The sequence below is a fragment of the Streptomyces sp. NPDC096205 genome (assembly GCF_044763135.1).
In the GTDB taxonomy this organism is placed as follows: domain Bacteria; phylum Actinomycetota; class Actinomycetes; order Streptomycetales; family Streptomycetaceae; genus Streptomyces.
In genome coordinates this window covers 470,962-484,693 of sequence record NZ_JBIWFS010000003.1, presented here as the reverse complement: position 1 = coordinate 484,693, position 13,732 = coordinate 470,962, and the positions used below count along the sequence as shown (strand labels likewise).

Annotated in this window: 13 protein-coding genes and 1 pseudogene; 5 read left to right on the top strand and 9 right to left on the bottom strand. The window is 72.5% G+C overall.

Annotation, left to right across the window (positions count from 1 at the left end):
* Positions 1 to 127 precede the first annotated feature (127 nt).
* Positions 128 to 631 (top strand): MarR family winged helix-turn-helix transcriptional regulator, encoded by a 504-nt coding sequence (locus ACIQ6Y_RS14525; RefSeq protein WP_404037440.1) that lies wholly within the window; start codon positions 128 to 130, stop codon positions 629 to 631.
* Positions 632 to 670: 39 nt separating this feature from the next.
* Here ACIQ6Y_RS14525 and ACIQ6Y_RS14520 read toward each other — a convergent pair.
* The 7 genes and pseudogenes from ACIQ6Y_RS14520 to ACIQ6Y_RS14490 form a co-directional block, all read right to left on the bottom strand.
* Positions 671 to 889 (bottom strand): annotated as a pseudogene (locus tag ACIQ6Y_RS14520) (SpoIIE family protein phosphatase); the annotation flags it as partial.
* Positions 890 to 962: 73 nt separating this feature from the next.
* The gene (locus ACIQ6Y_RS14515) at positions 963 to 2,996 is read right to left on the bottom strand and encodes a PP2C family protein-serine/threonine phosphatase (protein ID WP_404037437.1); all 2,034 of its coding nucleotides are present in this window, start codon (positions 2,994 to 2,996) and stop codon (positions 963 to 965) included.
* On the bottom strand, positions 2,993 to 4,054 hold the full coding sequence (locus ACIQ6Y_RS14510; protein ID WP_404037435.1) for a SpoIIE family protein phosphatase: 1,062 nt from the start codon (positions 4,052 to 4,054) through the stop codon (positions 2,993 to 2,995). Before ACIQ6Y_RS14510 ends, ACIQ6Y_RS14515 begins: the two co-directional genes overlap by 4 nt.
* A complete protein-coding gene (locus tag ACIQ6Y_RS14505; protein ID WP_404038362.1) occupies positions 4,051 to 4,494 on the bottom strand; it encodes an anti-sigma regulatory factor in 444 nt (147 codons plus the stop codon). The genes ACIQ6Y_RS14510 and ACIQ6Y_RS14505 overlap by 4 nt, the downstream gene beginning before the upstream one ends.
* On the bottom strand, positions 4,494 to 4,913 hold the full coding sequence (locus tag ACIQ6Y_RS14500; RefSeq protein ID WP_404037432.1) for an STAS domain-containing protein: 420 nt from the start codon (positions 4,911 to 4,913) through the stop codon (positions 4,494 to 4,496). Before ACIQ6Y_RS14500 ends, ACIQ6Y_RS14505 begins: the two co-directional genes overlap by 1 nt.
* Positions 4,910 to 5,806, bottom strand: a complete 897-nt coding sequence (locus ACIQ6Y_RS14495) for an STAS domain-containing protein (protein WP_404038359.1) — start codon at positions 5,804 to 5,806, stop codon at positions 4,910 to 4,912. The genes ACIQ6Y_RS14500 and ACIQ6Y_RS14495 overlap by 4 nt, the downstream gene beginning before the upstream one ends.
* Positions 5,807 to 5,914: 108 nt before the next feature.
* Entirely contained in the window at positions 5,915 to 7,099 is a 1,185-nt protein-coding gene (locus ACIQ6Y_RS14490; protein ID WP_404037430.1) for a PP2C family protein-serine/threonine phosphatase, read from the bottom strand.
* Between the two features lie 212 nt (positions 7,100 to 7,311).
* Here ACIQ6Y_RS14490 and ACIQ6Y_RS14485 point away from each other — a divergent pair, with 212 nt between their 5' ends.
* On the top strand, positions 7,312 to 7,746 hold the full coding sequence (locus ACIQ6Y_RS14485) for a MarR family transcriptional regulator (protein WP_404038356.1): 435 nt from the start codon (positions 7,312 to 7,314) through the stop codon (positions 7,744 to 7,746).
* Positions 7,747 to 8,048: 302 nt separating this feature from the next.
* Here ACIQ6Y_RS14485 and ACIQ6Y_RS14480 read toward each other — a convergent pair whose 3' ends face one another.
* Positions 8,049 to 8,666, bottom strand: a complete 618-nt coding sequence (locus ACIQ6Y_RS14480; protein WP_404037427.1) for a sigma-70 family RNA polymerase sigma factor — start codon at positions 8,664 to 8,666, stop codon at positions 8,049 to 8,051.
* A 150-nt stretch (positions 8,667 to 8,816) separates the two neighbouring features.
* Positions 8,817 to 9,491, bottom strand: coding sequence for a hypothetical protein (locus tag ACIQ6Y_RS14475; RefSeq protein WP_404037424.1), 675 nt, complete (start codon positions 9,489 to 9,491; stop codon positions 8,817 to 8,819).
* Between the two features lie 159 nt (positions 9,492 to 9,650).
* Here ACIQ6Y_RS14475 and ACIQ6Y_RS14470 point away from each other — a divergent pair, with 159 nt between their 5' ends.
* Genes ACIQ6Y_RS14470 through ACIQ6Y_RS14460 form a run of 3 tightly spaced genes read left to right on the top strand, consistent with a single transcriptional unit; the run spans position 9,651 to position 13,710 of the window.
* Positions 9,651 to 11,846: an MMPL family transporter gene (locus tag ACIQ6Y_RS14470; protein ID WP_404037421.1), complete on the top strand. Its 2,196-nt coding sequence runs from the start codon at positions 9,651 to 9,653 to the stop codon at positions 11,844 to 11,846.
* 5 nt (positions 11,847 to 11,851) lie between these two features.
* Entirely contained in the window at positions 11,852 to 13,051 is a 1,200-nt protein-coding gene (locus tag ACIQ6Y_RS14465) for a sensor histidine kinase (RefSeq protein ID WP_404037418.1), read from the top strand.
* Entirely contained in the window at positions 13,048 to 13,710 is a 663-nt protein-coding gene (locus tag ACIQ6Y_RS14460; protein WP_404037415.1) for a response regulator, read from the top strand. The genes ACIQ6Y_RS14465 and ACIQ6Y_RS14460 overlap by 4 nt, the downstream gene beginning before the upstream one ends.
* Positions 13,711 to 13,732 lie beyond the last annotated feature (22 nt).

The following is a 13,732-nucleotide window of genomic DNA, read 5'->3' as shown; positions in this document are numbered from 1 at the left end:
ATCTCTCGCCCGGCCGGAGTTCCTACGATGGCTCGGTCGGCGGTGCTTGATCGGCGGCTCCTCGGGTACCGCGCTTGAATGAGAGTGGTATCCGTATGGGCAGACGATTACTGAAAGCGATGTGCTCGTGACTCGTCTCAGTGGCTCCGGGGACGACCAGCCGGGCGAGCCGGGCGCCGATCCCATGTCCCTGGCGCTGGCGATCGCCGATGCCGTGGACGGTCTCACGAACCTGTGGTCGGTCGCGGCGCAGGGGGCGAGACTGCGCCTGTCCCCGCACCAGTTGCGGGCGCTGCAGGTCCTGAACTCGGAGCCCGGGCTCAATCTGACCGCCCTCGCGGAAGGCATGGACATAGGGCTGCCCACCGCCAGCCGGCTGTGCGACCGGCTGGAGGCGGCCGGTCTGCTGGAGCGGGTGCTGCACCCGCACAGGCGGCGTGAAGTGCGGCTGAACCTCACGGGACACGGTCTGCAGGTCCTGGACGAGGTGGCCTCGCGCAGGGCGCAGGCGCTGGCCGCCGTACTCGCGGCCATGGAGCCGCCCGAGCGGGAGGCGCTGATCCACGGCATGCGGGGTTTCCTGGCCGCACAGGACGGCGGCGCCACGGCCGGGGACGGCGCCGGTCCCTGACCCGGCGCGTCGGTCCCGTCGGCCGTTCCAGTCGAGGCAGACCACAGCGGCGTCGGACTTCAGGTCCCTGCTGCCGAAGTGTTCGACCAGCCCGGACACGACCGCGCGGGCCGTCTCGTGCGGTGGCGCGGGACGGGTGGCGCCGAGGATCTGGCGCAGCGCCTGCTCGCCGAAGAGGTCGCCGCCTGCGGAGCGGGTGCCGTGGACGCCGGTGCTGACCGCGAGGAGACGGTCGCCGGGCTCGATCCGGAAGGTCTGCTCCCGGTAGCGCCTCGTGGCTCAACGCTACCGCGACAGGGGCCGGTTCCAGCAGGCGCGGAGCGGGGACGGATCAGTTCGCGTGCCCCTCCCGCTCCTGCTCCGTGGGCGTCATGGTGTGGCACAGCAGCACACAGACGTCGTCGTCGCGTTCGGAGTCGTGCAGGAGGGGCTTGAGCAGGGCGTCGGCCGCGGCGTCCAAGTCCTGTTCCAGTTCCGGCGTGCTCAGCGTGCCCAGGGCGTGGGCGAGGCGCTCGATGCCGTCGTCGAGACCCTGCGCCCGGCGTTCGACCAGACCGTCGGTGTACAGCACCAGGGACGAGCCGGGCGGCAGCTCGGTGACGTGATCGGTGTACGTGTAGGGCAGCGGGATGCCCAGCATGACGCCCGGTTTGGCGTCCAGGACCCGTACGGTGCCGTCGGCGCCGCGTACGACGGCGGGCGGATGCCCTGCCGATGCCCAGACCACCTCCGGTTCGCCCGGCCGGAAGCGGGCGATCATCGCGGTGGCGTACAGCTCGGGCTGCAGGTGCCCGAGCATGCGGTGCAGGCGGGTGAGCATGTCGCCGGGGCTGTCGTCCTCGACGGCGTAGGCGCGCAGCGCTGTGCGCAACTGGCCCATGACGACCGCGGCGCGCAGTCCGTGACCGGTGACGTCCCCTATGACGGCGAGCAGGCTGCCGTCGGGCTGGAAGAAGGCGTCGTACCAGTCGCCGCCGATGTTCAGGCCCCGGGTGGCGGGCAGGTAGCGCGCGGCCAGACCCATGCCCGACGGGGTGGGCAGCTCGGTGAGCTGGGCGCGTTGCAGGGTCTCGGCGGTGTCGCGGTACTGCTCGTAACGACGGGCGTTGTCCAGCGCGATGCCGACGCGGCGGGCGAGTTCCACCAGCATCACGGACGTGTCCGCGTCGAAGCGCGGGCCGGGGGCCGTGAGGGTGAGGACACCCAGCAGGCGGCGCGCCCCGAGGGGGATGGCCAGCAGCGGCCGCTCCGGGGACAGCACGGAGGGCGGGAGGTCGCCGATGCCGGGCAGCTCGCCGGGGTGCGCGGCGGCGTGCTGGGGACGGCCGGTGCGGGCGGCCAGCACCGCGGCCGCCGAGTGCTGCCGCAGGCGGGGCGGGTTGTGCGGGCGGTTCGGGCGGTTCGGGTGGCGCGGGCTGTGCGGGGGGCGCTCGCTGTACTCGCCGGGCTCGTCGTCCCCACCGGGCTCGTCGTCCCCGCCGCGCCTGTTGTCCTCGCCACGCCTGTCGTCCCCGCCGGGCTCGTCGCTACCCGTGTTCTCGTGACTCCCCTCGTTCTCGCCGGGCTCGTCATCCCCACCGCGCTCGTCGTCCCCACCGCGCTCGTCGTCCCCACCGCGCTCGTCGTCCCCACCAGGCTCATCACTCCCCTCGTCCTCGTCACCCCCCTCGTTCTCGTCGTCGAAGATCCATACGTCGACGTCCTCCGCGTACTTGGGAACCAGCAGGTCGGACAGGCGGCGCAGGATGGCTGCGCGGCTGAGGGAGACCGTGATGGCGGCGCTGGCGTCGCCGAGGAAGGTCAGCAGGCGCCGGGCGCGCTCGGCCTCGGCGCGGGCGGTGCGCTCGGCGCGGAGCAGTTCGCGCTGGGCCAGTGCGGCGGCCTCCAGGTCGGAGTGGAGTGCCAGGACGCCCTGGTTGGTCTGGTGCAGTTCCTCGCGGTGCAGTGTGACGAGGCGTTCGCGGTCGTCCAGGAGGGTCAGTACGGCCGCGGTGTTCTCGTCGGCGCGCAGGAGGGCCTCGGGCAGCGCGATGTCGTCGCCGAGGTTGCTTCGGACGAGCTGTCGGGGCAGGGGGCAGGTGAGGGTGGGCCCGTCGTCCGGGGCCGGGCCGGCCGCGCCGGCCGGGCGCAGCGAGACCTCGAGGTGCCCGTCGCCCACGGCGGTGGTCCGGCGGGCCCGGAGCCGGAGTTCCCAGGCGCCTCCCTGACCGAGACAGCGGCGCAGGCGCGCTGTCAGCGACGTGAGGAAGCGGGCCCGTTCCAGCGTCGGCAGGTCGCCGTCCGCGGTGAGGCGGTCGACGGCGGCGCGGGCCCGGGCCGCGTCGGCGAGCGACGCGATCCTCCAGACGTCGGAGGTCGTGGTCATGGACGTCCGTCCGAAGGGTCGGGGGTCAGTACGGCCACGCTGGTGTCGTCGCGCACGGGGCGTGCGGCGCTGCCGGCGTCCCTGAGGACGACCGCGGCCACCACGGCCGGGTCATGGGCGGCGAGCCGGGGGTCGTGCGGAGGCACCCAGCGGCTGGGGAGCCCGTCGCTGTGCAGCACGAGCAGGCTGCCCGGCTGCCAGGCCGACCGGTGCAGGGGGACGGTGGCGGGGAAGTGCGCTCCGACGATGCCCGGGTGGGATATGAGGTGCTGCCACCCGTCGTCGGTGCGGAGCCTGGCGCCGATGTTGCCGACGCCGGCGTAGGAGAGCCGGCCCGTGCTCTCGTCGAGCTGCGCGACACCGGCGGCCGCGCCCCGTGTGGGCCGCAGCGCGGTGTCCATCTGCCGCAGGATCTCGACCGGCGGCAGATCCGCGCTCCTGCGCAGCACCTCGACTGCGGCGGTGGACGCCTCGGCCGCCTTTGCCCCGTGGCCGAGGCCGTCCGCGAGCATCAGCGTGACCCGGGGTCCGGAGCGGACCCAGGCGAAGGCGTCGCCGGAGTGCTCGGCATGCGCGAGGGAGGTGTTGACGCCCCCGGCCCGGACCCCCGTACGAGAGGAGTACGGCGGCAGCGGCGGCCGTACGGGGCTGATGCGCGCCACGGCGACGGTTCCCCGTCCCGGCCGGCTGTGCAGGTCGAAGTCGCCGGAAAGGCGCAGGCAGGTGCCCAGCCCGGCGCCGAGAGAGGTGCGGGCGGTCGTGTAGCCGTCCCGCAGGGCCGCCGGGACGTCGTCGATGCCGGGCCCGTGGTCGAGCGAGGCGATCTGCACGCCGGGCACGGCCTGCGCCCGGGTGCCGGACGGGCCGGCCAGATTGATGACGATACGGCCGCCACTGGCGTGCTTGACGAGGTTGGTCGCCAGCTCGGTGGCCACCAGCGCGGCGACCGCCGTGGAATGGGCGTCCAGCCCGGCGCGGGCGCAGGCCGCTTCGGCGGCGACCCGGACGTCCCGGACCCGGGTGCTGTCCTGGACCGGGATGTCCCAGACCCTGCTCATGGCGCACCCGCGCGCGGCGAGGGCAGGCCGGCGACCCAGTCGGTGACGGTGACGGTGGTGCCCTGGCCGGGCCGGCTCTCCAGGGTGAACTCCTGGACCAGCCGCCTGGACCCGCTCAGGCCCAGGCCCAGGCCGCCGCCGGAGGTGTAGCCGTCGGTCAGGGCGAGTTCCACGTCACGGATGCCGGGGCCGGCGTCGACGAAGGACAGCCGCAGCCCGCGGCGGGCGCCGTCGCTCAGCGGTGTCATCTCCATGTGCCCGCCGCCGCCGTGGACCAGGGCGTTGCGGGCCAGTTCGCTGGCCGCGGTCACCAGCTTCGTCTGCTGGACCAGGCTGAACCCCAGGTCGGCAGCGGCCTGCCGGACCTGTCGGCGGACCCAGGCCAGATCCGCGTCCGAGCCGATGGGCAGGCGTGTGGTCGAGTCGGGTGGGGCATGCATCACGCACCCTCTTCCGGGTGAGCAGGTGAGGCTGCCGAGGGGGCGCGGTCCAGCAGGGACAGCGCCCTTTCGACGTCCAGGGCGGTGACCAGGCCGGGCAGGGTGAGGCCCAGCTCGACCAGGGTGATGGCCACGGCGGGGCGCATGCCGGCCAGCACGGTCCGGGTGGCGAGCAGCCCGGCGCTCGCGGCGATCTCGGCCAGGACGCGGCCGAGGAAGGAGTCGACGATCTCCACGCCGGAGATGTCGATGACGACCCCTCCCACCGGCACCGGGCCGGAGGCGATGCGATGGGCGATGTCGTGCTGGAGTCGTTCGGCCGCTCCGTCGTGCAGTTCTCCTTGCAGGCTGACCAGCAGGACGTCGCCCAGCGCCGGCACCGGCACCGAGTCCGCTGAGGCGGCGGGGAGGACGGTCACCGCGGGCTCGCTCCCACGACCGCGCGGGAAGACAGGGTGATGCCCTGCCGGCTGAGCGCGTACGCCAGGGCGTCGGCGAGGCCGGCCCGGGTGAGGATCGTGCCGAGGTCGATGCCGAGGTGGACGATGGTCTGCGCGATCGCGGGCCGGATGCCGGAGACGATGCACTCCGCGCCCATCAGCCGGGCCGCGGCCACGGTCTTCATCAGGTGCTGAGCCACGAGCGAGTCGACGGTCGGCACTGCGGTGATGTCGAGGATGGCGTACTGGGCGCGCTGGTCCACGATCGCTTCCAGCAGGCTCTCCATCACGACCTGGCTGCGCGCGCTGTCCAGGGTGCCGATCAGGGGTACGGCGACGATGCCCTCCCACAGCCTGATGACCGGCGTGGCCACCTCCAGCAGTTGCTCGCGCTGGCGGGCGATCAGCTCCTGGCCCGCGCTCACCGTCGTCTCCATGACCACCAGTCGGAGCGTGCCCATGAGGACCGTCAGTGCGAGCGTGCACGCGGTCGCGTGGTCGTCGTGCGGATCGGCGAACTCGGCTCGCAGCAGCGCGACGGCCGGCTCGCGCAGGTCGCCTACCTCACCCGCGATCTGCGACGGGCTGAAGCCGGCCTGGGCCCGGGAGGCGGACGTCCGGCCGAGCTGGTCCCGTACGGCGGCGAAGCCCGGACCCTCGATGTCCTCGAGGCGCCCGGACCGGGCCACGTGGGCCAGGGCGTCCACCACGGCCTTGCACGCCTCGACCGCCTCGTCCCGGGAGACGGTGAAGACGACGCGGAACAGGGCGGCGTCCGCCCACCGCTGCGCGAGCTGCTCGCGGCGCCGTTCCAGGAAGCCCGCGAGCTCCTGCGCCACCTCGGGGGCCGTCTCGTGCTCCGCCACCTGCATCGTCTCCCTGCCGAGGGGCTCTACGGCCCACCATTTGGGAGCCATGAAGCAATTATTGCCGCATGGCAAACATTAATGCGAGGGTGTGCGCCGAACAACACGCGACCGTCACATTCGGCCGGGACCGCGGGGCGGTCTCCCGTGCCAGTCCAGGCACACGATCAGAGCGTCGTCGTCCGGTACGAGCTTGCCGCGGTGGCCGGTCAGCTCCCGCAGGATGGCGCGCGGCACCTCGGCGGCGGGCAGCAGCCGGGTGGAGTGGATGGCCCGGGCGAGGGCCTCGTCCCCGTACGCCTCCCCCTTCGGCGAGGCCACGGCGTGGACGCCGTCGCTGACGAAGACGAGCCGGTCCCCGGGCTCGACGTGGAAGTCCTGCGCCACGTAGTCCGTCTCCTCGAACATGCCGAGGGGGAGCTGGGCGTCGAACGTGACGCGCTCCACGGCACCGGCCCGCAGGCGCAGCAGCTGCGGGGACCCCGCGTCCACGACGCCGGCCCGGCCGGTGGCCACATCGAAGTCGAACATGAGGACGGACAGATAGCAGCGTCCCTGGTAGTGGGCGTAGACGGCCTGGTCGGCCAGGGCGGCCTGGTCGGCGATGGAGATACCGGCCCGCCGCGCGTTGCGCAGGGCGTTGATGGCCAGGTTGGTCAGCAGGGAGGCTTCTATGCCCTCGCCCATGCCGTTGGTCACGTACAGCATCAGATGGTCGGCGGTGCCGGACCAGTCGAAGTTGTCACCGAAAATCGCGTACGCCGGCTCCAGCTGGGCCCCCAGCTCGTACTCGGGGCGCGAGCAGGAGCGGCCGGGCAGCAGTTGCCACTGCATCTCGGCGGCCAGGGTGAGCCGGTCCTTGCGCCGCGCCTGGAGATACAGGTCGGTGTCGCGCTCCGCCACGAGCACCTCGTGGCCCAGCACGTCGGCGATGTCGGCCAGCTCCGGCTCCCACCGGCGTGCGGCGTCGCCGCCGGGCAGGGTCACGGACAGCACGCCGAGCCGGTCGCCGCGCACGCTGACCGGCAGATGCAGCCGCGCCCGCCCGTCCCGCAGCTCCTCGCGGTACGGCTCCTGCGCGCCGAAGGCCCGGCCCGCGGGGCTGTTGTGCACCGACACCGGCTCCAGGGTGTGCGGCAGCACCGACACCGGCTGAAGCACCGTCAGGCCGTAGTCGGCCATGAACAACTCGACGTCCTCGGCGCCGTACTGCTCGATCAGTACGACGCGGACGACGTCGAGCAACGCGTGGGGAGCCGCTGTGCGCAGGGCGCGTTCAGCGGCCATGAATCCATTCATGTGGGAAATACACCAATCTTTCGCCGGACGACGGACAAGCCTCACTGGCGAGGCCGGGACTCCCGAACGAGCCGCGCCGGGCACCCCCCGGACCCCCTGGGCCCCCTGGGTCCGGCGCCTGCGCCTAGTACGCTGACAGGCACCCCAGTGCCTGCGAGAGTGTGACCGTGACTGCCTTCCGCCGCCGCCCCGAGCCCGATGAGGTCGCGCGTGTGACCACCACGGCCGTCGAGCTGCTGGAGGTCGTGTGGGGGCGGGCCTCGACCGCACCCACCTCCGCGTCCCAGCTGCGCGTGCTGCACATCCTCGAGCACCACGACGGCATCAACCTGCGCACGCTCGCCGAGTCGCTCGCCTCGACCCCGCCGTCCACGAGCCGGCTGTGCGACCGGCTGGTCGCCGCCGGGTTCGTCGAGCGGGAGATGGGCGCGGAGGACAGGCGCGAGGTGCGGCTGCACCTCAGCGGCCGGGGCCGCGCGTTCCTCGCCGACCTGCGCGCCCGCAGGGAGAGGGAGCTGCAGAAGGTCCTCGCGGACATGCCCGCCGCCAAGCGGGTCGCGCTTCTGGAGGGACTGGAAGCGTTCTGCGCCACGGCGGCGACGCAGATACACGACGACGCCCCGGACTCGGACAGCCGTAGCGCCTGAATCCGGTTGCGCGGCACGGGTGCCACCCTCGCCTTTCGGCGATGGCGACCAGCACACGGAGCGGTCTCCGTCCACCGGAGCATTCCAGGTCCTTCCCCGCGTACGTCCGACACGGTCACTTTGTTGCCTCACGGCTATTATTGTCAAACGGCAACAGTACGTCTGACAGCCCTTACTCCGACTCGGTTACCCCGAGAGTGGCGCCCTCTGCGCTGGTTGTGCGTCATGTCTCTCGAACGGGTGGCTTCCCTCGCGTCGGGGTGGCAGTTCGTGACCAGGCGCCTACGGGTCGGCCGGCCTGCTCAGGCCGCAGCCCGAGCGGTGGGCTCCTCCGCCTCGGCCAGCAGGTCGATCAGGGTCGCCCGGGCGCGGGCCACGCGGGAGCGGACCGTGCCGATCGGGCAGTCGCCGGCCTCGGCCGCCTCGGCGTAGGGCAGGCCGAGGAGCTGGGTGAGGACGAACGCCTCCCGGCGTTCGTCGGGCAGCGAGTCCAGCAGGTCCAGCAGAGCTATGCCGTCGTCGAAGCCGGGCAGGTCGCGCGGCTGTGCGTTCTCCACGGCCAGTTGCCAGTCCGGTACGTCGGACAGACGCGGCCGGGCGGCGGCGTACCGGTAGCTGTCGACGACCGCCCGGCGGGCGATGGCCAGCAGCCAGGCCCGCGCGGAGGAACGGCCCTCGAAGCGGTGCAGGCTGCCGAGCGCGCGCAGGAACGTGTCCTGCGCGAGGTCGTCGACGGCCTGGGGGTCGGCACAGAGATGGGCGACGTAGCGCTGGACGTCGCGCTGCAGGGCCCGTACGAAACGCTCCACCGCGTCCGTGTCACCGCCGCGGGCGGCGAGCGCCCAGGCGGTCGTCGAGTCGTCGAGCAAGGCAGCTTTCTCGCCCGCGCGGGGCGAGACGGGCAGGACAGAAGTGATCACCTGGTGTCCTTCTCGTCATCCGGTGAATGGGGGACGGCCGCACCACGCCTGTACGGGCGTACGACGCCTCTTCCGGGCGCACGACGCCTGTACGGGGGTACGGCCGATGCCCGAGGCACGCGCAGGGTGACCTCGGGATGCCGGCTGTCGTCAGGAGACAGCGGTCCCCAGCGGCGGACCCCGGGAGGTGATCGCGTGGACGAGAAGACGAAGAGCGGGCGCCCGGTCCGAGCGGGGCCGGAGCGCTCCGGGACGTGGGCCGTACGGGGCGAGGGGCAGGGCGAGCAGCAGCCGCAGCGGCGCCGCCAGCCATCCGGCCACGGCCCGCAGGATGCGGAACGCCGCCCTCTCGCCGTGGGCCAGCCAGAGGCCGGTGAGGAGGGCGGCGAGCAGGTGAGCGGCGAGCATGCCGAACGACGACGCGCCACCGCCGCCGTCCATGGAATGCCCCATGTGATCCATGTGATCCATCTGGTTCATGTGATCCATGGGGTCCATGCCGCTCATGGCCCGTCGGCCCATGGGGCCCATGCCGCTCATGTCCATGGAGGCGGCGCCCGCCGACCCCGCTGCCGACTGCGCGAGCGAGAACGCCCAGTGCAGCGCCGTCTGCGCGGCGACCACGACGGTCACCACCAGCGGCAGCCCGCGCTCACGGCCCGCCAGGCCCCAGCCCGCGGCGCCGGTCGCGGCCACACCGGCGGCCAGTGCCCAGGCGGGCACGGAGGTGCCGGACATCATCACGTGGCCCAGGGCGGCGAGCAGCACGCAGACGGCCGCGAACACCACGGCCCGTACTGCGCGAGAACACCGCCCTGCTGTCATGGCGCCTCATCCTCGCATCCGGGACCGGGTCGTCAGGGGTGGGTACGGATATCGCCCTGCCCCGCACTCAACGCGCCCCCGCGTCCACCGATCGGTGGACGCGAAGTTCAACCCGTCACCTCTGCCGGACAACCGCCCTGTTCAACAAGGCTGTTGGGCATGAATTCGTTCACTGTGCGCATGGCGCAATGGAGTGCTCGGCATCCCTGGCGGGCCGTCGTCGGCTGGGTCGTGTTCGTGGTGGTGTGCCTGGGGGTGGGCAGTGCCGTCGGTACGCACAGTGCGACGACGGCCGACTACCGGGTCGGGGAGGCCGGGCGGGCGGAGGCGATGGCCGCCGAAGGGCTGCTGGAGCGCAGGTCCGCCGAGCAGGTGCTGATCTCGTCCCGGTCGGGTGCCCTGGACCGGGGCGCGGCGGACGCGGCCGCGAGGGATCTGGCCGCCCGGATGCGGCGGCTGCCCGAGGTGGCGGACGTGGCCGCCCCGCAGTTGTCCCGGGACCGATCCATCCTCATGGTCGAGGTGTCCCTGAAGGGCGAGGAGCGGGACGCGAAGGACAAGGTCGACGCACTGGTCGCGCAGACCGAGGCCGTGGCGAAGGCGTATCCGGGGCTGCTGCTGGAGGAGACCGGAAGTCCCTCCATCAGCAAGGGCGTCGACCAGCAGCGCAGTGACGACCTGGCGCTCTCGGAGAAGATCACGCTGCCCATCACCCTGGTCACCCTGCTGGTGGTGTTCGGGTCCGTGACCATGGCCGCAGTGCCGCTGCTGCTGGCGCTGTCCTCGATCGCGGCGGCCGTCGGGCTGTCGATGGTGGTCTCGCACCTGTCCCCCGACGCCGGAGTCGGTACGAACGTCATCCTGATGATCGGCCTCGCGGTCGGCGTCGACTACACGCTCTTCTACCTCAAGCGGGAGCGGGAGGAGCGTGCCCGCTCGGGCGGCCGGCTGAGCTCCGAGGCGCTGGTGGAGCTGGCCGCGGCGACCTCGGGCCGGACGGTCGTGGTGTCCGGGCTCGCGGTCGTGGCCTCCACCGCGACCCTGTATCTCGCCTCCGACGTCATCTTCTCCTCGCTTGCCACCGGCACGATCGTGGTCGTCCTGGTCGCGGTGGCCAGCTCCCTGACAGTGCTGCCCGCGCTCCTGGTCAAGCTCGGACAGCGGCAGGAGCGCAGTGCCCGGCGCCGTGCCGAGCGCGGGAAGCCGGCCCGCCGGGAGCGGGGCGAAGGCGCGGGCCGTGTCTGGGCCGCACTGCTGCGCCCCGCGAGCAGGCACCCCCTCGCCACCCTCTGCGTCTCCGTGCTCGCCCTGCTCGCGCTCGTCACCCCGCTGGCCGGGCTGAAGATCACCGAGATGAGCCGGGACACGCACTCCCGCGACATCCCCGCCATGCGCGTGTACGACCGGCTCAACGAGGCGTTCCCGGAGCACCGGGTCACGCACCAGGTCGTCGTACGCGCCGATGCCGCCCGTGCCGGAGAGGTCGCCGACGCGCTGCGCGAGGTGGCCCGGCGGGCCGGCGACGACCCGCTGTTCGCCGGCGCGTCGAGTGTCCGGACCTCCGCCGACCGGCGGATCAGCACGCTCGAACTGAAGGTGCCGTATCTCGGCGACTCCGAGCAGGCGTACGACTCCCTCGACCACCTGCGCGACGGCTACCTGCCCGCCACCGTGGGGCGGGTCGCCGGGGCGGAGTTCGGGGTGAGCGGGGACGTCGCCCGGTACACCGACTATCCCGCTCACCAGAACAGCAAACTGCCGCTGGTTCTCGGGGCGTTGCTGCTGGTGACCTTCGCGATGACCACGTACGCGTTCCGTTCCGTGATGCTGGGACTGATCGGTGTCGGGCTGAACCTGCTGTCCGCGGCGGCATCGCTCGGACTGCTCGTCCTGGTCTTCCAAGGGTCCTGGGCCGAGGGGCTGTTGGACTTCCACTCCACGGGGTCCATCGGCTCGCGCGTACCGCTGTTCCTCTTCGTGATCCTCTTCGGGCTCTCGATGGACTACCAGGTGTTCGTGGTGAGCCGCATCCGGGAGGCCGTGGTCGCGGGCGTGCCGACGCGGCAGGCCGTGCTGGAGGGCATCCACCGGTCGGCGAGCGTGGTGACGAGCGCGGCGGTGGTGATGACGACCGTCTTCGTGAGCTTCGTCTTCCTGCACATCATCGAGATGAAGCAGATCGGCTTCGTCCTCGCCGCGGCCGTCCTGCTCGACGCCTTCGTCGTCCGGATCATGATCCTTCCGTCGGCGATGCTGCTGCTCGGGGAGGCCAGCTGGTGGCCCGGGCGGCCGGGACGCAGGGCGGCCACCTCGGCTCGAACGGCCGACGCGCGGCCGGTGGTCGACGTACGTTGATCGGTATGACTGCACTCACCGCCCCCCTGACCGACGCCTTCTGGGCCGCGTCGCTGCGCCGGTGGAACACGGTGTGCTGGGTGCTGTTCGGTGCGATGGCCGTCGGGCTGGTGACGACGGCCCCGCCCGGCGGCAGCGCGTTCAAGCCGCTCGCGCTGCTGGCCTGCGTGGTGCTGTGCTACGCGGTCCTCGACCGCTTCCCGGGCAATCCCGTCGTACGGCCGCAGGTCTATCTGTCGGTGCTCGTGCTCGCGCTGGGCGGGCTGGCGTACCTGGGCAGCAGCTATGCGGCGCTGTTCATGGTGACGCTGCCGCACTACTGGATGTTCGGGCGCACACCGAAGGCCTCGATGGGATTCCTCGGGCTCGCCACCGGCGCCACGCTCGCCGGGAGCCTCGTCCGGCAGGGCTGGACGGCGGAGTTCTTCGGCGAGACGCTGGTGTCCACCCTGATCGTGGTCGCGGTGGGCGTGCTGATCGGCCTGTGGGCCCACTCGGTCGTCGCGCAGAGCAGCGAACGGGCCCGGCTCATCGAGGAGTTGGAGCAGACGCAGGCGCGGCTGTCCGAGGCGCACCAGCGCCAGGGCGCGGCGGACGAACGGGAACGCATCGCCCGGGACATCCACGACACGCTCGCGCAGGGCTTCGCGTCGATCATCGTCCTCGCGGAGGCGGCCCGCGCGGGCATGGCCGACGATCCGGCCCGAAGTGCCCAGCAATTGCGGTCGATCGAGTCCACCGCACGGGAGAACCTCACCGAAGCCCGGGAGTTGGTCGCCTCGGCCGGACAGCCCGGCCCGGGCCGGGCGGTGTCCGGGTCGGTGACGCAGACGCTGCGCCGCACCCTGGACCGCTTCGCGGAGGACACCGAACTCACCGTGGACGCCGACCTGGAGGACCTCGACTGCGACCAGCAGACCCGCATCGCGCTGCTGCGCTGCACGCAGGAGTCCCTGGCGAATGTGCGCAAGCACGCGGGCGCGTCCACGGTCGGCGTGGTACTGGTCAGGCGGCCGTACGGGGTGGAGCTGGAGATCACCGACGACGGGGGCGGTTTCGTGGTGGAGGAGTCGACGGGCTTCGGGCTGGACGGCATGCGCAAACGAGTGGCGGAACTGGGCGGGAGACTCACGGTGACGAGTTCGGTGGGCGACGGGACACGGGTCCTGGCGATGATCCCCCTGGCGGACGAGGTGGCGGCATGAGCGCACGGACCCTGCGCATCGTCGTCGTGGACGATCACACCGTGATGCGCGCCGGAGTCGTCGCTCTCCTCGCGGGCGAGGACAGTGTCGAGATCGTCGGTGAGGCGGGGGACGGACGGGCCGCGCTGGACCTCGTGGAGCGGTTCGACCCCGACGTGGCCCTGGTCGATCTGCGGATGCCCGTCCTGGACGGGGTGGCGACCACGACCGAGATCGTCGCCCGGTACCCGCGCACCCGGGTGCTGATCCTGACGACGTACGACACGGACGCGGAGATCGAACGCGCGGTGGAGGCCGGCGCCATCGGCTACCTGCTCAAGGACACCACGCGCGAGCAGCTCGTCGACGCCGTCCACGCGGCGGCCCGCGGCGAGACGGTGCTCGCTCCCCGGGTCGCCGCGAAGCTGGTGGCGCGGATGCGCCGGCCCGCCCAGGAACCGCTCACCGACCGCGAGACCGACGTCCTGGAGGCGGTGGCCGACGGCCTCACCAACGCCGAGATCGGCAGGCGCCTCGTCATCGGCGAGGCCACGGTGAAGACCCATCTGCTGCGCCTGTTCGCCAAGCTCGACGTGAACGACCGTACGAGGGCGGTCGTGGTGGCGATGGAAAGGGGCCTGCTGCCGCGGCCCCGGCCGGCGGTGCGGCGGGCCGACTGAGGGGCGGGGCCGACTTTGTGTC